The sequence below is a fragment of the Agromyces soli genome (assembly GCF_022811605.1).
Lineage (GTDB): Bacteria > Actinomycetota > Actinomycetes > Actinomycetales > Microbacteriaceae > Agromyces > Agromyces soli.
Window position 1 is genome coordinate 2,229,116 of sequence record NZ_CP094533.1, and the last position, 21,702, is coordinate 2,250,817.

At 72.6% G+C, this 21,702-nt stretch carries 16 protein-coding genes and 1 tRNA gene; 12 read left to right on the forward strand and 5 right to left on the reverse strand.

Annotated elements, in window-relative coordinates; all coding sequences use genetic code 11:
• Window positions 1-176 precede the first annotated feature (176 nt).
• From topA to speB, 8 genes are all read left to right on the forward strand, one after another.
• The gene (gene topA, locus MTP13_RS10735) at window positions 177-2,975 is read left to right on the forward strand and encodes a type I DNA topoisomerase (protein ID WP_243570807.1); all 2,799 of its coding nucleotides are present in this window, start codon (window positions 177-179) and stop codon (window positions 2,973-2,975) included.
• A complete protein-coding gene (tmk, locus tag MTP13_RS10740) occupies window positions 2,972-3,592 on the forward strand; it encodes a dTMP kinase (protein ID WP_243567753.1) in 621 nt (206 codons plus the stop codon). Before topA ends, tmk begins: the two co-directional genes overlap by 4 nt.
• Before the next feature lie 62 nt (window positions 3,593-3,654).
• Window positions 3,655-4,863, forward strand: a complete 1,209-nt coding sequence (locus MTP13_RS10745) for a DNA polymerase III subunit delta' (RefSeq protein WP_243567754.1) — start codon at window positions 3,655-3,657, stop codon at window positions 4,861-4,863.
• Complete coding sequence (locus tag MTP13_RS10750) at window positions 4,860-6,425, forward strand: alpha/beta hydrolase (protein ID WP_243567755.1); 1,566 nt, start codon at window positions 4,860-4,862, stop codon at window positions 6,423-6,425. Before MTP13_RS10745 ends, MTP13_RS10750 begins: the two co-directional genes overlap by 4 nt.
• Window positions 6,426-6,555: 130 nt before the next feature.
• Window positions 6,556-6,631 (forward strand) — tRNA-Thr (locus MTP13_RS10755).
• A 213-nt stretch (window positions 6,632-6,844) separates the two neighbouring features.
• Window positions 6,845-8,143: an MFS transporter gene (locus MTP13_RS10760; RefSeq protein WP_230767649.1), complete on the forward strand. Its 1,299-nt coding sequence runs from the start codon at window positions 6,845-6,847 to the stop codon at window positions 8,141-8,143.
• Window positions 8,140-9,810: an amidohydrolase gene (locus tag MTP13_RS10765; protein ID WP_243567756.1), complete on the forward strand. Its 1,671-nt coding sequence runs from the start codon at window positions 8,140-8,142 to the stop codon at window positions 9,808-9,810. Before MTP13_RS10760 ends, MTP13_RS10765 begins: the two co-directional genes overlap by 4 nt.
• On the forward strand, window positions 9,807-10,769 hold the full coding sequence (gene speB, locus MTP13_RS10770) for an agmatinase (protein ID WP_243567757.1): 963 nt from the start codon (window positions 9,807-9,809) through the stop codon (window positions 10,767-10,769). The genes MTP13_RS10765 and speB overlap by 4 nt, the downstream gene beginning before the upstream one ends.
• Here the strand turns inward: speB and MTP13_RS10775 are convergent.
• Window positions 10,756-12,285: a PucR family transcriptional regulator gene (locus MTP13_RS10775; protein WP_243567758.1), complete on the reverse strand. Its 1,530-nt coding sequence runs from the start codon at window positions 12,283-12,285 to the stop codon at window positions 10,756-10,758. The two genes, speB and MTP13_RS10775, sit on opposite strands and share 14 nt — an antisense overlap.
• 190 nt (window positions 12,286-12,475) lie before the next feature.
• Between MTP13_RS10775 and MTP13_RS10780 the strand changes: the two genes are divergently transcribed.
• The 4 genes from MTP13_RS10780 to MTP13_RS10795 all read left to right on the forward strand — a co-directional run bounded on the left by MTP13_RS10780 (window position 12,476) and on the right by MTP13_RS10795 (window position 16,547).
• Window positions 12,476-13,462, forward strand: coding sequence for a Gfo/Idh/MocA family protein (locus tag MTP13_RS10780; RefSeq protein WP_243567760.1), 987 nt, complete (start codon window positions 12,476-12,478; stop codon window positions 13,460-13,462).
• 84 nt (window positions 13,463-13,546) lie between these two features.
• Window positions 13,547-15,028: a D-alanyl-D-alanine carboxypeptidase/D-alanyl-D-alanine-endopeptidase gene (locus MTP13_RS10785; RefSeq protein WP_243567761.1), complete on the forward strand. Its 1,482-nt coding sequence runs from the start codon at window positions 13,547-13,549 to the stop codon at window positions 15,026-15,028.
• A 75-nt stretch (window positions 15,029-15,103) separates the two neighbouring features.
• Window positions 15,104-15,688 carry an isochorismatase family protein gene (locus MTP13_RS10790; RefSeq protein WP_243567763.1) on the forward strand — a complete coding sequence of 195 codons (585 nt, stop codon included), beginning with the start codon at window positions 15,104-15,106 and terminating at the stop codon, window positions 15,686-15,688.
• Window positions 15,689-15,716: 28 nt separating this feature from the next.
• Window positions 15,717-16,547 (forward strand): alpha/beta fold hydrolase, encoded by an 831-nt coding sequence (locus tag MTP13_RS10795; protein ID WP_243567764.1) that lies wholly within the window; start codon window positions 15,717-15,719, stop codon window positions 16,545-16,547.
• A gap of 123 nt (window positions 16,548-16,670) precedes the next feature.
• Here the strand turns inward: MTP13_RS10795 and hpaD are convergent, their stop codons facing one another.
• Genes hpaD through MTP13_RS10815 form a run of 4 tightly spaced genes read right to left on the reverse strand, consistent with a single transcriptional unit; the run spans window position 16,671 to window position 21,636 of the window.
• The gene (hpaD, locus tag MTP13_RS10800; RefSeq protein ID WP_243567765.1) at window positions 16,671-17,813 is read right to left on the reverse strand and encodes a 3,4-dihydroxyphenylacetate 2,3-dioxygenase; all 1,143 of its coding nucleotides are present in this window, start codon (window positions 17,811-17,813) and stop codon (window positions 16,671-16,673) included.
• A gap of 41 nt (window positions 17,814-17,854) precedes the next feature.
• A complete protein-coding gene (gene hpaE, locus MTP13_RS10805; RefSeq protein WP_189084448.1) occupies window positions 17,855-19,390 on the reverse strand; it encodes a 5-carboxymethyl-2-hydroxymuconate semialdehyde dehydrogenase in 1,536 nt (511 codons plus the stop codon).
• Between the two features lie 54 nt (window positions 19,391-19,444).
• On the reverse strand, window positions 19,445-20,113 hold the full coding sequence (locus MTP13_RS10810; protein ID WP_243567766.1) for a GntR family transcriptional regulator: 669 nt from the start codon (window positions 20,111-20,113) through the stop codon (window positions 19,445-19,447).
• Window positions 20,110-21,636 (reverse strand): fumarylacetoacetate hydrolase family protein, encoded by a 1,527-nt coding sequence (locus MTP13_RS10815; RefSeq protein ID WP_243567767.1) that lies wholly within the window; start codon window positions 21,634-21,636, stop codon window positions 20,110-20,112. The genes MTP13_RS10810 and MTP13_RS10815 overlap by 4 nt, the downstream gene beginning before the upstream one ends.
• Between the last annotated feature and the right edge of the window lie 66 nt (window positions 21,637-21,702).

Consider the following 21,702-nt stretch of genomic DNA (forward strand, 5'->3'; position numbering starts at 1 on the left):
GGGTCATTCTCCTCCGCCCGTGTCGAACCGCAAGGGGTGGATACGCCACCGTGGCGGAGGTGCGCTCCCGGCCAGGGTGTGTATCGTGTGGCTGTCGGCGCTCGGCGTCGGCGGACAGCACACCGCTCGGGGGCGCGGCGTTCCGCTGCACTCTCGTCTCGAAGCAATAGAGGAGTCTGGTGTCAGGCAAGAAGTTGGTGATCGTCGAGTCGCCGACCAAGATGAAGTCCATCGCCGCGTATCTCGGCGACGGATACGAGGTGCTGTCGTCCGTCGGGCACATCCGCGACCTGGTCGAGCCGAAGAACCTCCCGCCGGAGCTCAAGAAGGGCCCGCTCGGCAAGTTCTCGGTCGACGTCGACAACGGCTTCGAGCCGTACTACGTCGTCTCCGACGCGAAGAAGAAGACCGTCGCCGAACTCAAGCGAGCGCTGAAGGGGGCGGACGAGCTCCTGCTCGCCACCGATGAAGACCGCGAGGGCGAGGCGATCGCCTGGCACCTGCTGCAGGAGCTGAAGCCGAAGGTCCCCGTGCGCCGCATGGTCTTCCACGAGATCACGAAGGACGCGATCCTCGCGGCGAAGGACAACACCCGCGAGCTCGACACCTCGCTCGTCGACGCGCAGGAGACGCGGCGCATCCTCGACCGGCTCTACGGCTACGAGGTCTCGCCCGTGCTCTGGCGCAAGGTGGGCCCCGGCCTGTCCGCGGGCCGCGTGCAGTCGGCGGCGACCCGCCTCGTGGTCGACCGCGAGCGGGAGCGCCTCGCGTTCGTCGCCGCGGGGTACTGGGATCTCGTCGGCACCTTCGCGACCGACGCCCCGAACAGCGCCTTCGCGGCGAAACTCGTCCGCGTGGGCGGCAAGCGCATTGCCACCGGTCGCGACTTCAACGACGACGGCAAGCTGACGTCCTCCGCAGTCGTGCTGGACGAGCCCACCGCGACGGCGCTGGCCGCGGCCCTCCGCGACGACACCGTCGCCCGCCGCGTCGCCAAGGTCGAGTCGAAGCCGTACTCGCGCCGTCCGGCCGCGCCGTTCACGACCTCCACCCTGCAGCAGGAGGCGGCCCGAAAGCTCCGCCTCTCCGCCAAGGACACCATGCGCGTGGCGCAGTCGCTCTACGAGAACGGCTACATCACCTATATGCGCACCGACTCGAACTCGCTGTCGCAGCAGGCGATCGCGGCCGCCAGGGCGCAGGCGACGAAGCTCTACGGGGCCGACTCGCTGCCCGACAAGCCCCGGGTCTACGCCGGCAAGTCGAAGAACGCCCAGGAGGCGCACGAGGCGATCCGCCCGTCCGGCGAGGTCTTCCGCACCCCCTCCTCGCTGCAGGGCTCGCTGCGCGGGCGCGAGTTCGACCTCTACGACCTCATCTGGAAGCGCACCGTCGCCTCGCAGATGGCCGACGCCAAGGGGCACACCGCGACCGTCACGATCGAGGTCGGGCCGACCGCGGCATCCGCTGCGGCGCCGGCCGAGCCGACCGCGCCGGTCGGCGGGACCACCGCGGAGTTCACCGCGAGCGGCACCGTGATCACCTTCCGCGGCTTCCTCGCCGCCTATGAAGAGGGACGCGACGAAGAGCGCAACGCCGACGACTCCGGGGATGCCAAGCTCCCGCAGCTGACCGAGGGGCAGAGCGTCGAGCTCGCCGAGCTCGAGGCCAAGGGCCACGAGACGAGCCCGCCGCCGCGCTACACGGAGGCGAGCCTCACGAAGCGCCTCGAGGAGCTCGGCATCGGCCGCCCCTCGACGTTCGTATCGATCATCTCGACGATCCTCGATCGCGGCTACGTGACCCAGCGGGGCCAGGCGCTCGTGCCGAGCTGGACCGCCTTCTCCGTCGTGCGGCTGCTCGAAGAGCACTTCGGCGACCTCGTCGAGTACGACTTCACCGCCGAGATGGAGGACGACCTCGACCGCATCGCCGCCGGCGAGGCCGACCGCGTCGACTGGCTGAACGAGTTCTACTTCGGCAGCGAGCGCCACCGCGGGCTCCGCCAGGTCGTCGACAACCTCGGCGAGATCGACGCCCGCGAGATCAACTCGATGGCGATCGCGCCGGACGTGACGCTGCGCATCGGCAAGTACGGGCCCTATCTCGAGGTCGTCGAGGAGGGTGCTGCGCCCGATGCGACCCCGCGGCGGGTCAACCTGCCGCCCGAGCTCGCGCCCGACGAGCTCACGCTCGAGAAGGCCCGCGAGCTCATCGACGCGCCGGTGCAGAGCGACCGGGTGCTCGGGCAGAACCCCGCGAACGGCAAGCAGATCGTCGTGAAGGACGGCCGGTTCGGCCCCTACGTCACCGAGCTCGAGCCGGAGCCCGAGGCTGCGGAGTCGACCGTCGACCAGGCCACGGGCGAAGTCGTCGAGGCGAAGCCGAAGCGCGGCGCGAAGAAGGCCGCGGCCGCCAAGCCGCGCACCGCCTCCCTGTTCAAGTCGATGGATCCGGCCGAGGTCGACCTCGACACGGCGATCCGGCTGCTCGAGCTGCCCCGCGTGGTCGGCCTCGACCCCGAGTCGGGCGAGGAGATCACGGCGCAGAACGGCCGCTACGGGCCCTACCTGAAGAAGGGCGCCGAGACGCGCACGCTGCCGAGCGAGGACGCGATCTTCGACCTCGACCTGCCCGGCGCGCTCGAACTGCTCGCGCAGCCCAAGTACGGCGCCCGGCGGGCGTCGAGCGCGCTGAAGGAGTTCGACGCGGATCCCGTGAGCGGGAAGCCGATCAAGGTGAAGGACGGCCGCTTCGGCCCCTACGTCACCGACGGCGAGACGAACGCGACGATCCCGCGGGCCGAGTCCGTCGAGGACGTCACGTTCGAGCGGGCGGTCGAGCTGCTGCAGCTGAAGCGCGAGAAGGGCCCGGCCAAGCCGAAGGCGAAGCGGGCCACGACCGCGAAGAAGGCGGCGCCGAAGAAGCCCGCCGCGGCCAAGAAGACCGGCACCTCGAAGAAGAGCCAGGCGTGACCCGGGGCCTGTTCATCACCCTCGAGGGCGGCGACGGCTCAGGCAAGACCACGCAGGCCGAGCTCCTCAGGGAGTGGCTCGGCGGCCTCGGCCGCGAGGTGGTCCGCACTCGCGAGCCCGGTGGCACCGAGGTCGGCGTCGAGGTGCGCGAGATCGTGCTGCACCACCGCGGCGACATCAGCCCGCGCGCGGAGGCGCTGTTGTACGCGGCCGACCGGGCCCACCACGTCGCGACGCTCGTGCGCCCGGCCCTCGAGCGCGGTGCCGTGGTGCTGCAGGACCGCTACATCGACTCCTCGGTCGCCTATCAGGGCGCCGGCCGGGTGCTCGACAGCCGCGAGGTGCGCGCGCTCTCGGAGTGGGCCACCGAAGACCTGGCCCCCGACCTCACCGTGCTGCTCGATCTCGACCCCGAGGCCGCCCGCGGTCGCCTCGACGCCTCGCGCACCCGCTACGACCGGCTCGAGGCCGAGGCATCCGAGTTCCACCGCCGCGTGCGGGAGGCGTACCTTCGGATCGCCGCGGCCGAGCCCGAGCGGGTCGTCGTGGTCGACGCCGCGCAGCCCGCCGAGCAGATCGCCGCCGAACTGCGCGCGCGGATCGAGCCGCTGCTCTAGATGGCTCGGGCGGGGGAGCGGATGCCTCGAACCGCGTCGGCGGTGGAGGGTAGCGTGGCAGGGTGAGCGTGTGGAGCGAACTGACGGGGCAGGACGCCGCCATCGCCGTGTTCCGCGCGGCCGCCTCGGCGTCGACCGTCCGCGCCGGCGCCGCCGCTGAGGGCGACGCATCGGCCGCTCCGGATGCACGCAGCATGACGCACTCCTGGCTCATCACCGGCCCGCCCGGCTCCGGCCGCTCGAACCTCGCCTACGCCTTCGCGACCGCGCTCATCGCGGGCGACGCCGACGGCGACGAGCCGACCCGCATCCAGGTCGAGGCGCGCAGCCACCCCGATCTGCACGTGCTCACGACCGAGGGCGTCATCATCAAGGTCGCCGACGTCCGCGACATCGTGAAGCGCTCGCACTACGCCCCGTCCGTCGGCCGGCACCGGGTGATCGTCGTCGAGGACGCCGACCGCATGACCGAGCAGACCTCCAACGTGCTCCTGAAGGAGCTCGAGGAGCCGCCGGAGCGCACCGTGTGGATCCTCTGCGCCCCGAGCGAGGCCGACCTCATCCCGACGATCCGCTCGCGCGTCCGCTCCGTGCGCCTGCAGGTGCCGAGCATCGCCGACGTCGCCGAACTGCTCGTGCGCCGCGACGGCGTCGAGCCGGCGCTCGCGGAGCGCGCCGCTCGCGAGGCGCAGAGCCACATCGGCATGGCGCACCGGCTCGCCACCAACGAGGAGGCGCGCAGCCGTCGCGCCGAGACGCTCCGGCTCGCCCTCGGCGTGCGCTCGGCCGCGACCGCGGTGATGACCGCCGCGCGGCTCCTCGAGATCGCCGGCGACGACGCGAAGGCCATCACCGAGCTGCGCGACCAGGAGGAGCGCGAGCACGCGCTGCGCTCGCTCGGCCTGGCACCCGGGCAGGCCATCCCGCCCGCGCTGCGCTCGCAGATCAAGGCGCTCGAGGACGAGCAGAAGCGGCGGGCGACGCGAAGCCTGCGCGACGGCATCGACCGCATCCTCGTGGACCTCGCCTCGCTGTACCGCGACGTGCTGCTGCTGCAGCTCGACGCCCGGGTGCCGCTCGTGAACCGCGAGATCGAGGCCGAACTCGGTGCGGCGGCCGCGGCCGCCACTCCGGCGCGCACGCTCGCGACGCTCGACGCCATCCAGCTCGCACGCACCCGCATCGAGGGCAACGTCGCGCCGGCGCTCGCGCTCGAGGCGATGCTCGTGAGCGCCATCAGACGACCAGGGACCGAACGGGGGGCCGCATGATCCGCACCGGCACGACAGGGGGCGCTCGCGCTCGCAGACGCATCGGGGCCGTCGGCCTCGTGGCCGCGGTGGCGCTGCTGCTGAGCGGCTGCTTCCCCGACCTCGGCGGACTCTTCCCGAAGCCCGCGGCCACCTCGACGCCGACGGGCGAGCAGGTCTCCGCCGAGCTGCAGCCGTTCTACTCGCAGATCCTCGAGTGGAAGGGCTGCGGCGAGAAGCTCGAGTGCTCGACCGCGAAGGCGCCGCTCGACTGGGACGACCCGGCGGCGGGCGAGATCGAGCTCGCCCTCGTGCGGCACCGTGCCACGGGCGAGCGCATCGGCTCGCTGCTCGTGAACCCCGGCGGACCAGGCGCGTCCGGCGTCGACCTCGTCTCCGACTCGCTCGACTTCGCCGTCGGCCAGCCGCTGCAGGAGCGCTTCGACATCGTCGGCTTCGACCCCCGCGGGGTCGGCCAGTCGAGCTCGGTGGTCTGCTACGACGCCGCGGGCATGGACGAGGCGCTGTTCACCATTCCGCCCGGCGAGCGCGGCAGCCCCGAGTGGATCGCGGCGTCTTCGAAGAACTTCGAGGACTTCGGCGCCGCCTGCGCCGAGAACACCGGCGAACTGCTGGGCTACGTCGACACCGTGAGCGCCGCCCGCGACCTCGACCTGCTGCGCGCCGTCCTCGGCGACACCAAGCTGAACTACCTCGGCTACTCGTACGGCACCTTCCTCGGCGCGACGTTCGCCGGGCTCTACCCCGACAAGGTCGGCCGGCTCGTGCTCGACGGCGCGATCGACCCCGCGGCCAGCGAGTTCGAGGTCTCGAAGGCGCAGGCGGTCGGCTTCGAGCAGGCGCTGCGCGCCTACATGGCCGACTGCCAGAGCTCGGCCGACTGCCCGTTCTCGGGCGACGTCGACGCCGGAATGGCCGAGGTCGGGGCGCTCGCGGCGTCGCTCGACGCCAGTCCGCTGCGCGGCAGCGACGGGCGGATGGTCGGGGCCGACACGTACCTCACCGCCATCATCGCGGCGCTGTACAGCCCCGACTCGTGGACGTACCTCTCGCAGATGTTCGACTCGGTCATGCTCGGCGACGCCGATATGGCGCTGACGCTCGCCGACTTCTACTACGGGCGCAACCCCGACGGCACGTACAGCGACAACTCGACCGAGGCGTTCCGGGCGATCAACTGCCTCGACTACCCGCTCCGCGACGGCGAGGGCGACCTCCAGGCCGAGGCGGCCGAGATCACCGCGGCGGCACCCGTCATCGGGCCGTACTGGGGCTACGACACGGGCGGCGGCTGCGAGCTGTGGCCGGTGCAGGGCGATGCGACGCGCGCGGCGATCCACGCCGAGGGGGCCGACCCGATCCTCGTCATCGGCACGACCGGCGACCCGGCGACCCCGTACGAGTGGGCGGTCTCCCTCGCCGAGCAGCTCGACTCGGGCGTGCTCGTGAGCTACGAGGGCGAGGGGCACACGGCGTACAACAAGTCGAACGCCTGCGTGAACGACGCCGTCGAGCAGTACTTCATCGACGGCACGGTGCCCGCGAGCGATCCGAAGTGCTGATCGGGTGAACCCCGCGGCGCTGACGTCTCGGCGCTGACGTCTCGGTGGCGGTGCCGTGGTCATCGAGGGCGCTCGGCATCCGCTACTATTGACTCTCGTGCCACCGCAGCGCTCGCGCCGCGGACGTCACGCCGCCTTAGCTCAGTCGGCAGAGCGATTCACTCGTAATGAATAGGTCGTGGGTTCGATTCCCACAGGCGGCTCCAGACGCGACATGCCTTCTCCCGTTCCGCGGGAGGAGGCATTCGTCATTTTCGGGGCCGGGACGCCTGGCGACATCTGTCGCGCAATCCGCCGTGAATTGGACATTCGTCGCATTGTCCGTGCCCTTCGGCCGCGCCTAGCCTCGTCGGTACCGGTCGCCGATCGAACGGCGCACGGCTTCCCCCGATCCGCATCGCTTCAGTGAGGAAACGATCGTGACATCCACCGAACCCCGCACCGTCGCCCGACCCCGCCGGGCCGCGCTCGCCGCGCTCGCCGGCACGAGCATCGAATGGTACGACTTCTTCATCTACGCGACGGCCGCGGCCCTCGTGTTCCGGCACGTGTTCTTCCCGCCGGACATGAACCCCGTGCTCGGCACGATCGTCGCGTTCGGCACGACCTCCTTCGGCTACCTCGGCCGCCCCATCGGCGCGTTCCTCTTCGGCCACCTGGGTGACCGCTTCGGACGCAAGCCCGTGCTCATCGCCACGCTGCTGCTCATGGGCGTCGGCACCTTCGGCATCGGCCTGCTTCCCTCCTACGAGGTGGTCGGGCCGCTCGCCCCGCTGCTGCTCATCACGCTGCGGCTGCTGCAGGGCGTGGCCATGGGCGGCGAGTGGGGCGGCGCCGCGCTGCTCGCGATCGAGCACGCACCCGCCGAGCGCCGCTCCTTCTACGGCTCCTTCGCGCAGCTGGGCTCCTCGGTGGGGGCGACGCTCTCCTCAGCGGTGTTCGCGATCTCGGAGCACATCGGCGACGGCCTCATCGCAGGCTCCTGGCGCATCCCCTTCCTCTTCAGCGCCGTCCTGGTGGTGATCGGGCTCATCATCCGCTCGGTGGTCGGCGAGTCTCCCGAGTTCGTCTCGGCCCGCAGCGCGCAGGAGCTCTCGGCCGCCCCCGTGCGCGAGGTGTTCCGCACCCCGAAGCCGCTGCTCATCGGCATCGGCGCCATGCTCGTCGCCACCGGCGGCTACTACGTGACGTCGTCCTTCTTCCTCGCCTACTCCTCGGAGCAGGCCGGCGTGCCGACGGAGCTCGTGCTGAACGCACTCATCATCGCCGGCCTCTTCGAGATGGCCTTCGTGCCGCTGGCGGGCTGGCTCGGCGACCGATGGCGACCGCAGTACGTCGTCGCCGTGGGGCTCGCGGGCATCATGATCGTGGTGGTGCCGCTGTACCTGCTCGCGCACACCGGCTCGTTCCTCGTGATCACCGTCATGCTCGCCGTCACGGCGCTGTTCACCGGCTTCAACTACGGGCCGATCGCCGCCGTGCTCGCGTCGATCTTCCCCGTGCGGGTGCGGTACACCGGCACCTCGCTCGCCTACCAGGGCTCCGCGCTCACGGCCGGGGCGCTCACGCCGATCGTGCTGCCGACGTTGCTCGGCATGTCCGAGGGTTCGCCGGTGCTGATCTTCGCCTACCTCGCGTTGCTCTGCCTCGTGGCGATCGGCTGCGTGCTCGCCACCCGGGGGCTGGCCGCGCGCGTCGAGCGCGGGACCGTCGCATGAGCGCCGTCACCGAACTCATCGTTCGCGGCCGGATCCGGCCGAGCGGCTCGGAGCGGCTCGTGGAGGCGATCCTGGTCCGCGACGGTCGCATCGCGGCGGCGGGGTCGCTCAGCGACTGCCGCGCCCTCGCCTTCACGACCGTCGAAGAGCTCGAGCTCGGCGAGCTGACCGTGCTGCCCGGCTTCGTCGACGCGCACTGCCACCCCCTCATGCACGGCCAGTTCGCGTCGTGGACCGACTGCAGCTGGACGGCCGCACCCAGCATCGACGACGTCGTCGAGCGGCTCCGCGAGCGCGGCGAGGCGCGGCCGGGCGCGATCCGCGGGCGCGGCTTCCACCACGGCAATGTCGCGGACCAGCGGATGCTGAACCGGCACGACCTCGACCGGGTCAGCACCGAGCGGGAGGTGCTCGTCTTCCACTCGAGCGGGCACGGCGCCATCGCGAACTCGGCGGTGCTGCGCGCGCTCGGCATCACCGCCGAGACGGCGGACCCGGAGGGCGGGCACCTCGGCCGAGACGCCGCCGGTGCGCCCGACGGGACCTTCTGGGATGCCGCCGCCGACTGGCTGACCGGCGTCGCCGGCGTGAAGATCGGCAACAACGGGCCGAACTTCCACCTCTCCGACGACGCGGAGGAGCTCGGCGCGCAGCTCGCCGCCGCGCAGCGCGAGCTGCACTCGGTCGGCGTGACCTCCGTCGTCGACGCCCAGGTCACGTCGCGAGAGCTCGGCACCTACCTGCGCGCCCGCGACCGCGGCGAGCTGACGCTGCGCGCCGAACTCCTCGTGATCTCGAGCCTGATCGGGCAGCTCGAGCAGCTCGGCGTGGCGGGGCGGCTCGGCGACGAGCAGCTCGCGATCGCCGGGGTGAAGCTGTACTCCGACGGAGCGCTGACCGCCGCGACCGCGCGGTTCAGCTCGCCGTACTGCTGCGACCCGTCGGACTTCGGCTACCTCTACCATCCCGATGGGGAGCTCGAGGGCATGATCGAGCGGGTCACGGCGCTCGGGCTGCCCACCGCGACCCACGCGCAGGGCGACGCCGCGATCGAGCTCGTCCTCGACATCCATGAGCGCCTGCAGGCGGAGGGCCGAGCGCTCCGGCACCGCATCGAGCACTTCGGCGGGCCCAGCGAGGCGCAGGTGCGTCGCGCGGCCGAGCTCGAGCTCTGGCCGATCACCCAGCCGCAGTACCTCGCGCGCTACGGCGACGAGCTGATGGAGGCGCTCGGCGAGCGTGCCGAACGGCTGACTCCGCTGGGCGAGATCCGCGATGCCGGGGCGCCAGTCGTGCTCTCCTCGGACGCCCCGGTCTGCCCGCCCGGGCCGCTCGAGGCGGTGCACGCGGCGGTGACCCGACGCACGGCCGGCGGCCGGGTGCTCGGCGGACCGGAGCTGCAGCTCGCCCTCGCCGAGGCGATCCTCGGCCACACCGCGACCGCGGCGGCCTCGATCAGCCGGGAGCACGCGGTCGGCGCCCTCGAGCCGGGCCGCTTCGCGGACTTCGTCGTGCTCGACCGCGACCCCTACCTCGTGGGGATCGACGAGGTGCCGGCGATCCGAGTGCTGCAGACCTGGGTCGGCGGTGCACAGGTCTACGAGGCCGAGCCGCGGCCCGACGAGACGATGGACGAGCGGACACCGCTCGCGGAGGGAGCACGATGATCATCGGACCGGTGGACGGGCAGCGCTCGCCGCGCTATGCGGGCTTCAGCACCTTCGCGCGGCTGCCGCGGCTCGAGGATGTGGCGGACGCCGCGCTCGCCGTGGTGGGGGTGCCCTTCGACGCCGGCGTGACCTTCCGACCCGGCGCCCGCTTCGGCCCGTCGGCGATCCGCGACGCGTCCCGCCTGCTGCGGCCGTTCAATCCGGCGCTCGGCGTCGCGGCCTTCGACCTCGTGCAGGTCGCCGATGCCGGAGACCTCGACGCGAACCCCTTCGACATCGCGAGCGCACTGGACGAGATGGAGCGAGGATTCCGGGCGCTCAGCGGGCCCGGGCGGCGCTTCGTGGCGCTCGGCGGCGACCACACCGTGGCGCTGCCGGCCCTCCGGGCCGTGGCCGAGGCGCACGGCCCCGTCGCGCTCGTGCACTTCGATGCCCATCTCGACACCTGGGACACCTACTTCGGGGAGGCGTACACGCATGGCTCGCCGTTCCGCCGTGCGAGCGAGGAGGGGCTGCTGCGGCGGGATCGCTCCGCCCACGTGGGGCTGCGCGGCTCGCTCTACAGCGGCGACGACCTCCTGGACGACGAGCGGCTCGGTTTCACTGCGGTGCACAGCCGCGAGCTCGATGCGATCGGCGCGCCGGGCGTGCTGCGGCGGATCCTCGATCGGGTCGGCGACGCGCCCGTGTACGTGTCGATCGACATCGACGTGCTCGACCCGTCGATGGCGCCGGGCACCGGCACGCCGGAGGCCGGCGGCATGACGAGCCGCGAGCTGCTCGAGATCCTGCGCGGCATGCGGGGTCTGAAGCTCGTCGGCGCCGACATCGTCGAGGTGTCGCCGCCGTTCGACCACGCGGCGATCACCGCCGTCGCCGCCGCGAACCTCGCCTACGAGCTGCTCGGCATCATGGCCGAGCAGCTCGCGGCCGAACCGTCCGTCAGCCCCGGCTGAGCTGCACGGCCGCCCAGAGTTCGAGCCGCCCGCGGAGTCCGGAGGGATCGAGGCCGAGCAGCTCGCCTGCGGCGTCGATCCGGTGGCGGAGCGTGTGCCGGTGCACGCCGAGCCGGCGGGCGGCCGGCTCCCAGGCGCAGTCATGCTCGATCCAGGCTTCGACCGCGTCCCAGAGCTCGCCGCCGGTGCGCTCGTCGTGCTCCCGCAGGGTGCGCAGCGTGGCGCGCGCGAGTTCTCCCGCGCCCTCGGCGGCGAGTGCGCCGAGCATCCCGGCGGCGGCGAGGTCGCGGTACTCGGCGACGTGCGGCGCGGTGCTGCCGGGCGCGCGGCGCAGCGCCGCGCTCGCTTCGTCGAGGGCGCCGGGCAGCCCCGCGAGGCTCGACGCCGTCGTGCGCCCGGCCCGGAGCGCGTACTGCGCGATCAGGCGGCGGACCGTCGCGTCGGCGGCCTCGGCCGCTTCGTCGACGAGCACGACGATCCGGCCGTCATGGCGGCCGAAGAACAACCCGCCCGGGTTCGCGTTCGCCGCGAACTCGAGGGCGTCGAGCACCAGATCGGGCTCAGGGGCGGCGTCGAGCACGAAGACGCCGAGCGGCGGGCCGGGCAGCTCGCCCCACGCGTCACGGGCGGTGCGTCCGGCGAGTTCCACCGCGCCGCCGAGGAGCTGCTGCAGCACGCCGTCCCGGAGCTGCAGACGTGCAGCGGCGAGGGCGCGGTGCTGGGCGAGCGCGAGGCTCGCGAAGGCGATGACGCTGTTCACGAGGTCGGTGGCCGAGGGGTCGCGGTCGCGCAGCCCGGCGAGGACGATCGCGCCGTCCAGGTGCTCGACGCCGATCGTCTGCAGCGCGTACTCGAGCCCGTCCGCCTCGAGTCTGGAGGCACCCCGCACGCCGCGGCCGAGGGCTTCGGCGACTGCGAGCCGCAGTGCGGGCGCGGCTGGTCGCGAGCGGTCGGAAGCGAGCTGGGAGCCCGCGCCGTCGAACAGCAGCACCCGGCAGTCGAGTTGCCGCTCGAGCTCGGCGACGATCGAGGCGAGTCCGTCGGGGCGGAGCGCGGCCTTCGTGAGTGCGCGCTGCGCGGCGACCGACCAGCGGATCCGTTCGGTGCGCTGCGCGTCGAGCGCCTCAGCGACGAACTGGATGTATGCGAGGTAGGGCGTGAGGTCGGTCATCTCGATGAGCGGCAGCCCGTGCGCTCGGCAGGCCGCGACGAGCGCCGCCGGCGTCTCGCCGTGGTGCAGCCGCGCGCCGAAGCCGAGACCGACGATGCCGTGCCGTCGCAATCGCGCGACGTAGTCCGCGTAGCGCTCGTCCGGCGTCGCGCCCGGCGGGAACTGCGCGCCGTCGGTGAGCAGCAGGTGGCCGGCGGCGAGGAACGGCGTCGGGTCCGGCAGGTCCGAACCGTGCACCCAGGAGATCGGTCGCTCGATCGCGTCCGCGGAGTCGCCCGGCACGAGCAGCTGCAGGCGGTCGCCTCCGAACTCGAGGAGGCTGCGGATCGTCGGCGGCGCGGACATCCCGGAAGTATACGAGGGCCCAAGACGAAAGGCCCGGGATCGCCGGGCCGTTCGCACGTTCCCGCGGAGGACGGGAATGCCCTGCACGCTAGGCGACGCCGCGCGAATCCGCAGCCTCCCCGATCTGGGGGCAGGGGCGGGGCCGGCCGTCGAGGGGTCGGCCCCGGGTGCGCGGGCCTAGGCTTTGTCCATGACCGATCGACTCCGCTGGGGCATTCTCGCGACGGGCGGCATCGCCCGCCTCTTCACCGCCGACCTGAAGCTCGCCGGCTTCGACGTGCGCGCCGTCGGCTCGCGCAGCGCGGCGTCGGCCGCCGCGTTCGCCGAGGAGTTCGGCATCCCCACGGCGCACGCGGGCTACGACGCGCTGTTCGCCGACCCCGAGGTCGACGTCGTCTACGTCGCGACGCCGCACCCGCTGCACGCCGAGAACGCGGTCGCCGCGCTCGAGGCCGGCAAGCACGTGCTCGTCGAGAAGCCCTTCGCCCTGAACCGTGCGGAGGCCGAGCGCATCCGCGACGCCGCTCAGGCCAACGGGCGGCTCGCGCTCGAGGCGATGTGGACGCGCTACCTGCCGCACATGGTGCGCATCCGCGAGCTGATCGCCGCGGGCGCGCTGGGCGAGGTGCGCTCGCTCATCGCCGACCACACGCAGCTGCTGAGCGACGACCCCGCCCACCGCGTCAACGCGCTCGAACTCGGCGGCGGCGCCCTGCTCGACCTCGGCATCTACCCGATCTCCTTCGCGTGGGACCTCTTCGGGGAGCCCGCCGCCATCCGCGCCTCCGCCGTGTTCAAAGCGACGGGCGCGGACGCCCAGCTCGCGACGATCTTCCAGTACCCGGGCGGGCAGACGGCCACCACCTACTCCGCGAGCGATACCCAGGGCCCGAACCGCGCCGCGATCATCGGTACGGTCGCGCGCATCGAACTCGACGAGGTCTGGTACGCGCCGACCACCTTCCGGCTCATCGCGGCCGACGGCAGCGTGCTCGAGACCTTCGAGTCGCGGGTCGAGGGCCGGGGCATGCAGTACCAGGCCGCCGCGTTGGAGGCACTCGTCGCCGATGGCCGCCTCGACGGCGGGGAACTGCTGTCGACGGCCGAAACGGTGGGGATCATGGGCACGCTCGACGCGATCCGCGCCGAGATCGGCCTGCGGTACCCGGGGGAGTGACGCCCTCGCCGCACGCCGTCGCCGCACGACGGTGCTGAGCGGCGCTCAGGAAGCATGGAGGCATCCCCTCCGTAGAATGCCCGGGTGAACGAGCGGATGGATGACGCGAGCGCGCCCGAAGGCGCGAGCGTCCCACGTGCGCCCGCACCCGACGGCCTCCTGGGCCGGGTGCGCGCCGCCCTCGGCGGCCACCGGCTCGCGACCGCGATCGGCGCAGCTGCGCTCGGCCTGCTCCTCCTCGGCGGCGGGGCGATCGCCGTGGGCGCCGCGATGCGCACGCCGCCCGCACCCATCCGAGTCGCGGCCGCGGCCGAGCCGACCCCGAGCGCCGAGCCGCGACCGAGCCCAGACGCCGCTGCAGCAGCCGTCGCGCTCCGCACCTGCTCGGTCGACGAGCTCGCAGCCGACCCCCGGCTGGCCGAGCTCCAGGCCCAGGTCGTGAACGCGGGCACCGGCGAGGTGCTGTTCGACCGGGGCGGCTCGACGCCGTCGCGCACCGCGAGCGTCATGAAGGTGCTGACCTCGGCGGCCGCGCTCGCCGTGCTGGGCCCCGACTACCGCGCCACGACGACCGTCGTGAAGGGCGCGGAGCCCGGGACCGCCGTGCTCGTGGGCGGGGGAGACGTCACGCTCTCGCGCACACCGAGCGGGGACGAAGGCGTCTATCCGGGCGCGGCGCACCTCGACGACCTCGCCGCACAGGTGCGCACCGCCTGGGACGCGGACCCGGCGAACCCGCCGCTCACCCGGCTCGTGCTCGACGCGGGCTACTTCGGCGGCGAGGAGTGGCAGCCGAGCTGGAACCTCAAGGAGCGCGACGACGGCTACATGTCGAACATCGCGGCGCTCATGGTCGACGGCGACCGCGACGACCCGTACTCGAACACCTCGTTCCGCAGCGACGACCCGGTGGGGCGCGCCGGACAGGCGTTCGCCGACGAGCTCGGCGGCATCGAGACCATCGAGCGGGGCACCGCGCCGTCGGGCGCCGCGCAGCTCGGCGCGGTCTCGTCGCCGACGGTCGCCGAGCTCGTCGACAAGGCGCTCGTCGTCTCCGACAACACCGTGGCCGAGATGCTCGCGCGCCTCGTCGCGATCCAGTCCGGTGCGGGCAACGACTTCGGCGCGATCAACGCGGGCGTTCTGCAGGGGCTCGCCGGCTACGGCGTCGACACGGCCGGCATCGTGATCGTCGACGGTTCCGGGCTCTCCGACGACAACGCGGTGCCGCCGGCCTACCTCACCCGGCTGTTCCAGAAGATCGCGGCGCGCGAGGGACAGCTCGGCGTCCTGCTCGATGGGCTTCCGATCGCGGGGGAGCGCGGCTCGCTCTCCTACGACGACCGTTTCACGGGCGACAACGCGGTCGCCGACGGGCAGGTCATCGCGAAGACCGGATGGATCGACACCGGCTACACGCTCGCGGGGGTCGTCCACGCCGCGGACGGTGCGACCCTGACGTTCGCGATCTACGCCCTGGGCGACGTCTCCGACGACGCCAAGCAGGCGATCGACACGCTCGCGACCGGTTTCTACCGCTGCGGGGCGCAGCTGTCCAACCGCTGATCGGCGCTTCGGGGCCGAGATCCGCGTGCGGCGGGCGGGGTGCCGAGCACGCCCGGCGAGGGCACAATGGAAGGCATGACGAAGGCGCTGTTCATCATCGACGTGCAGAACGACTTCACCGAGGGCGGGGCGCTCGGCGTCGACGGCGGGGCCGCCGTCGCGGCGGGGGTCACCGAGTACCTCGCCGCGCACCGGGACGAGTACGAACTCGTCGTCGCCTCGCGCGACTGGCACGACGGCGACACCGACAACGGCGGCCACTTCGCGGGTGACGCGGCGCCCGACTTCGTCGACACCTGGCCCGCGCACTGCGTGGCCGGCACCCCCGGCGCCGAGTACCACCCGGCGCTCGACGTCGCCGGCGTCGACGTCCACATCCGCAAGGGGCAGGGCGAGCCCGCCTACTCGATCTTCGAGGGCACCGACGAGGCCGGCCGCGGCATCGCCGAGATCCTGGCCGAACGGGGCATCACCGGCGTCGACGTCGTCGGGATCGCGACCGACTACTGCGTGCGGCAGAGCGCGCTCGACGCGCTCGAGCACGGGCAGCACGTGCGCGTGCTCACGGGGCTCGTCGCCGGCGTGGCGCCGGAGTCGTCGGAGGCGGCGCTCGCCGAGCTCGGCCACGCCGGCGCCGAGATCGTCGCGGCGGACGCGTGAGCCCGGCGATGCTCGGACGGGGCGAGGCGTGAGCCCGGCCCTGCCGGGAGCGGCGGGTCCCGCCCTGCACGCCGAGGCCGAGGACGGCGCGCTCATCGCCTACCGGCGCGTCGCCGCCGCTGAGCCGCAGGGCGACGGGGGCTCGCCGCTCCCGCCCGTGCTCCTGGTGCACGGCTTCGGCGCCGACGGTGCGATCACCTGGCAGGGCACCGGCTGGGTCGAGGCGCTCGGCCGGACCGGTCGCGAGGTGGTGACGGTCGACCTCCGCGGCCACGGCGACAGCGACGCCCCGCTCGAGCCGGGCGCCTACCGCGCCGAGGTGCAGGGAGCGGACCTCGCCGCCGTGCTCGACTCGATCGGCGCCCCGCGGGCCGACGTCGTCGGCTACTCGCTCGGCAGCCGCATCGCGGCCGCGCTCGCCCGGCGCGAGCCCGCGCGGGTGCGGCGCATCGTGATCGGCGGTGCTGGTCCGCGGGAGCTCTTCGCGAGCTGGGACCGCGTGCGCGCCCGGCAGCTGCTGCTCGGCGCAGCGGCGCAGCGGGCCGGCGACGGCCCGGATGCCTCGTCCGGCACGCCGGAGGACGCGGTCATGCGTGCGGTGCTCGGCACGGCGCTCCGCTCCGGCGCCGATCCGGAGGCGCTGCTCGCCTGCGTCGAGGGGGTGTCCGGGGCCGCCCTCGAGCTGCCGCCCGGCCTGCCGGCGCTGTTCGTCGCGGGAGCCGACGACCCGGTGCCGCGCGGCGTCGCCGAGCTTGCGCGAGCACGGGGCGCCGAGTATCTGGAGGTCCCCGGTCGGGACCACGTCTCGACGCTGACCTCGCGGGCCTTCAAGGACGCCGTCATCCGCTTCCTCGGCTGACACCGCCGCGCCTGACCCGCACAACTCAGGAACATCCGCCCGATATGCCGAAACGCCGCCCGGCGGTTCCCCGGGAAACCGGGGGCCGTCGGGCGGCGTTCCTGCGTTGTGCGAAGCCGCGGCTCAGAGAGTGTTGCCGAGCTTGAAGCCCTGCTCCTCGTCGCCCTTGCGCGTGTACGAGAAGCCGTCGGCCCCGATGGTGACCTCCATCTCGCTGTCGTCGGTGCGGGCGACGACAGGCTTCGGGTTGCCGTCGAGGTCGAGCACGAGCGAGGCATCCGTGTACCAGCTCGGCACGACCGGGTTGCCCCACCAGTCGCGACGCTGGTTGTCGTGCACGTCCCACGTGACGACGGGGTTGTCCGGGTCGCCGGTGTAGTAGTCCTGCGTGTAGATCTCGACGCGGTGGCCGTCGGGGTCGCGCAGGTACAGGTAGAACGCGTTCGAGACGCCGTGGCGACCCGGCCCGCGCTCGATCGCGTCGGAGCGGCGGAGCGAGCCCAGCTTGTCGCAGATCGCCAGGATGTTGTGCTTCTCGTGCGTGGCGAACGCGACGTGGTGCATGCGCGGACCGTCGCCGCCCGTCATGGCCGTGTCGTGCACGGTGGGCTTGCGACGCATCCACGCCGCGTACACCGTGCCCTCCTCGTCCTGGATGTCCTCCGTGACGCGGAAGCCGAGCGACTGCATGAAGTTCACGGCGCGCGGCACGTCGGGCGTGACCTGGTTGAAGTGGTCGAGGCGCACGAGCTCGCCCGGCGTGTGCAGGTCGTAGCGCCACGACAGCCGCTCGACGTGCTCGGTCTGGAAGAAGAACTCGTAGGGGAAGCCCAGCGGGTCCTCGACGCGGACCGAGTCGCCGATGCCCTTCGTGAAGCCCTCGGCCCGGCGTTCGACGCGGCAGCCGAGCTCCGTGTAGAACGCCACGGCCTTGTCGAGGTCCTCGGCCGTGCGCACCCGGTACGAGAACGCGGCGACCGCGGCGACGGGGCCCTGGCGCAGCACGAGGTTGTGGTGGATGAACTCCTCGGTCGAACGGAGGTAGATCGCCTCGTCGTCCTCCTCGGTGACGTACAGCCCGAGCACGTCGACGTAGAACACGCGGGAGGCCGCGAGGTCGGTCACGACGAGCTCCATGTACGCGCAGCGCAGGATGTCGGGAGCGGGCGCCGAGGGCGTCGGCACCGGGTTGTCGCTGTGGATCGGGGCCTCCTGGCTCACGTAGAAGCCGGAGGAGGTGAGGGTCATTTCGTCGCGGTGGGTCATGTCAGCGTCCTTGCCTGGGGTGGAGTCTGGGGCGGGGCCGGTCAGCGGGGGTCCGGGTCGTCGAGGTCGGATTCGTGGACCTCCTGCTTGCCGAACGTCGGGTTGTGCGGGGCGCCGAGTGTGATGTGCACGCTCTGCTGGTCGGTGTAGAAGTCGATCGAGCGGTAGCCGCCCTCGTGGCCGAGGCCGGAGGCCTTCACGCCGCCGAACGGGGTGCGCAGGTCGCGCACGTTGTTCGAGTTCAGCCACACCATGCCGGCCTCGACCGACTGGGCGAAGTTGTGCGCGCGCTTCAGGTCGTTCGTCCAGATGTAGGCGGCGAGCCCGTACTTCGTGTTGTTCGCGAGGGCGAGCGCCTCCTCCTCCGTGTCGAAGGGGGTGATCGCGACCACCGGGCCGAAGATCTCCTCCTGGAAGATGCGGGCGTCCGGCGAGACGTCGGCGAACACGGTGGGGGCGACGTAGTTGCCCTCGGGGAAGCCCTCGGGGCGTCCGCCGCCCGCGACCAGCCGGCCCTCGCTCTTGCCGAGCTCGACGTAGCTCATCACCTTGTCGTAGTGCTCGGGGTGCACGAGCGCGCCGACCTCGGTGGCCGGGTCGTGCGGGTGGCCCACCTTCACGCGCTTCGCCTGCGCCGCGTAGCGCTCGACGAACTCGTCGTAGACGTCGCGCTGCACGAGGATGCGGGACCCCGCGGTGCAGCGCTCGCCGTTCAGGGAGAAGACGCCGAAGATGCAGGCGTCGATGGCGACGTCGAGGTCGGCGTCGGCGAACACGACCGCCGGGCTCTTGCCGCCGAGCTCCATCGAGAGCCCCTTCAGATAGGGCGCGGCGTTGCCGAAGATGAGCTGCCCGGTGCTGCTCTCGCCGGTGAAGGAGATGAGCGGCACGTCGGGGTGCTTCACGAGGGCGTCGCCGGCGTCCTCGCCGAGGCCGTTCACGAGGTTGAAGACGCCCTTCGGCAGCCCCGCCTCCTCGAAGATGCCGGCCCAGAGCGAGGCGGAGAGGGGCGTGAACTCGGCCGGCTTCAGCACGACGGTGTTGCCGGTCGCGAGGGCGGGGCCGAGCTTCCACGACTCGAGCATGAACGGGGTGTTCCACGGGGTGATGAGGCCCGCGACGCCGATCGGCTTGCGGTTCACGTAGTTCATCTGCCGGCCGGGGACCTTGAAGGCGTCGTCGGCCTGGGCGACGATGAGGTCGGCGAAGAAGCGGAAGTTCTCGGCGGCGCGGCGGGCCTGGCCGAGCGCCTGGGTGATCGGCAGACCCGAGTCGAAGGACTCGAGCTCGGCGAGCCGGGCGTCGCGCGACTCGACGAGGTCGGCGATCTTGTGCAGCACCCGGGAGCGCTCGCGGGGGAGCATCCGCGGCCAGGGGCCCTCCTCGAAGGCGCGCTTCGCGGCGGCGACGGCGCGCTCGACGTCGGCCTTCTTGCCGGCGGCGGCGTGCACGTAGGTCTCGTTCGTGACGGGGTTCAGCACCTCGAACGTGTCGCCGTCGAGCGAGTCGACGAACTCGCCGTCGATGTAGTGCTGGATCTTCTCCGGCAGCTCGGCCGGGCGGTACGCGTCGGTCATGCGGTTCTCACCTTCATCGTGTCGTGGCGCCGCCGTCGGCGGCGCCGGTGGAGCTCAGGGGGTCGGGGTGTGCGCGTGCTGCTCGGCCTGGTAGGCGAGCACCGCGTCGAGGGTGGCGGTGCGGTGCCCTCGGGCCGCCAGCTCGATCTCGATCGAGGGCGCGTCGTCCTCGATGAGCCGGAGGATCGCCTCGTGCTCCTCGACGGAGGACTGCGCGCGGCCGGGCACGAAGCTGAACGAGGAGTCGCGCAGCACCTTCATGCGGTTCCAGCCGCGGTGCACGAGGTCGAGGATGTGCGGGTTCGGGCACTCCTCGAAGAGCACGGCGTGGAACTCGAGGTTCAGCGCCGTGAAGCGGTGCGGGTCGAAGGCGTCGAGGCTCTCGCGCATCCGCTCGTTCACGGCGCGGGCGCGGGCGACGTGCTCGGCCGTGAGCGTGGGGGCCGCGAGGGCGGTCGCGGCGCCCTCGACGAGGGCGAGGGTCTGCATGGTGTGCAGGTACTCGGTCTCCTGGATGAGCGCGACCTGCGCGCCCACGTTGCGCTCGAAGGTGACGAGCCCCTCGGCCTCGAGCAGGCGGATCGCCTCGCGGACGGGCACGACGGACACGCCGAGCTCGCGGGCGATCGTGCCGAGCACGAGCCGGAAGCCGGGCACGTAGCGCCCGTCGTCGATGCGCTCGCGGATGAAGCGGTAGGCCTGCTGCGCCTTGCTCTCGTTCATCGGGCGTCCGCCTCGGTGGTCGGCTGCGCGGAGCGGCTGGCCTCGTACTTCGCGCGCCACTCCGCGTTCATGGGGAAGAGGCCGTCGACGGATGCCCCGGCGGCCACCTGCTCGGCGACCCAGGCGTCCTCTCGCTCCTGCGCGGCGGCCTCGGCGGCGACCTCGGCGGCGAGGGCGGCGGGGATCACGAGCACGCCGTCGCCGTCGCCGACGATGACGTCGCCCGGCTGCACCGCGGCGCCGCCGCAGGCGATCGTGACATCGGTCTCCCACGGCACGTGGCGGCGGCCGAGCACGCTCGGGTGCGGGCCCTGAGAGAACACCGGGATCTCGAACTCCGCGACGGCGTCGAAGTCGCGCACCCCGCCGTCGGTGACGATGCCGGCCGCGCCGCGCACCTGGGCGCGCAGCGCGAGCACGTCGCCCACGGTGCCGGTGCCGCGTTCGCCGCGGGCCTCGACGACGAGCACCTCGCCCGGGGCGACCTGGTCGAAGGCGCGCTTCTGGGCGTTGAACCCGCCGCCGAACTCCTTGAAGAGGTCCGGGCGGAAGGGGATGAACCGCAGCGTCTTCGCGGTGCCGACGATGCGATCGCCGGCGTGGTTCGGGAAGACGCCCTCGATGAAGACGTCGTGGTAGCCGCGCTTGCGCAGCGCCGCGGAGATCGTCGCGACCGCGGCCTGCGAGAGGAGCTCGCGCACCTCGGGGTCGAGGCCGGCCGGCTCGGCGGCCTCGCGCGCGGCGGCGGAGTCGGGCGCGCTCGCGCGGCCGTCGGCGACCGCGGCGAGCAGCTCGGCCTCGCTGCCCCAGGCCTCGAGGCGCTGGTCGTCGTCGATGGCGGGCTTGGTGCCGAAGTCGCCGAAGGCGTGCTCGCCCTGGGTCACGGTGGTGACGAGCCGGCCCGTGCTCGGGGCGCCGGGGGCGGCGGGGGCGTCGACCTCGACCTCGACGACGTCGCCGGGGACGACGACGGAGGAGCCGGCCGGCGTGCCGGTGAGGATCACGTCGCCCGTCTCGAGGGTGAGGTGCTGGGAGAGGTCGGCGACGAGGCGTCCGAAGGGGAAGAGCAGCGTGTCGGAGGTGTCCTCCTGCACGAGTTCGCCGTTCACCCAGGTGCGGACGCGCCATCCGTCCTGCCCGGCGACCGAGGCGGGGATCGCGGCCGGGCCGATCGGGGTGAAGCCGTCGCCGCCCTTGTTGCGCACGTTCGACCCCTTGTCGGCCGAGCGCAGGTCGTAGACGCCGAAGTCGTTGGCCGCGGTCACGGCGGCGATGTGCGACCAGCCGTTCTCGGGGGAGACCCAGCGCGCGGGCGCGCCGATGACGATGGCGATCTCGCCCTCGAAGGCGAGGAGTTCGGTGCCGGCGGGGCGTTCGATGGTGCCGCCGGTCGCGGCGAGCGAGGAGGCCGGCTTGAAGAAGTAGCTCGGCTGGGCGGGGGTGCGTCCGCGCTGGGCGGCCCTCGACGGGTAGTTGAGGTGCACCGCGATGATCTTGCCCGGGGTGGGGATACCGAAGGTCATTGACGTTCTCGTCTCGTTGTATCTGAAATGATATACGATCTGGCGACGCGGCGGAAGTGCCGGCGC

Coding starts and splice junctions, on each gene's coding strand:
- hpaE (WP_189084448.1), bottom strand. CDS start 19,390: ATGACCGACGCGTACCGCCCGGCCGAGCTGCCGGAGAAGATCCAGCAC.
- MTP13_RS10765 (WP_243567756.1), top strand. CDS start 8,140: ATGAGCGCCGTCACCGAACTCATCGTTCGCGGCCGGATCCGGCCGAGC.
- hpaD (WP_243567765.1), bottom strand. CDS start 17,813: ATGACCCACCGCGACGAAATGACCCTCACCTCCTCCGGCTTCTACGTG.
- MTP13_RS10780 (WP_243567760.1), top strand. CDS start 12,476: ATGACCGATCGACTCCGCTGGGGCATTCTCGCGACGGGCGGCATCGCC.
- MTP13_RS10750 (WP_243567755.1), top strand. CDS start 4,860: ATGATCCGCACCGGCACGACAGGGGGCGCTCGCGCTCGCAGACGCATC.
- speB (WP_243567757.1), top strand. CDS start 9,807: ATGATCATCGGACCGGTGGACGGGCAGCGCTCGCCGCGCTATGCGGGC.
- MTP13_RS10790 (WP_243567763.1), top strand. CDS start 15,104: ATGACGAAGGCGCTGTTCATCATCGACGTGCAGAACGACTTCACCGAG.
- MTP13_RS10810 (WP_243567766.1), bottom strand. CDS start 20,113: ATGAACGAGAGCAAGGCGCAGCAGGCCTACCGCTTCATCCGCGAGCGC.
- MTP13_RS10775 (WP_243567758.1), bottom strand. CDS start 12,285: ATGTCCGCGCCGCCGACGATCCGCAGCCTCCTCGAGTTCGGAGGCGAC.
- MTP13_RS10815 (WP_243567767.1), bottom strand. CDS start 21,636: ATGACCTTCGGTATCCCCACCCCGGGCAAGATCATCGCGGTGCACCTC.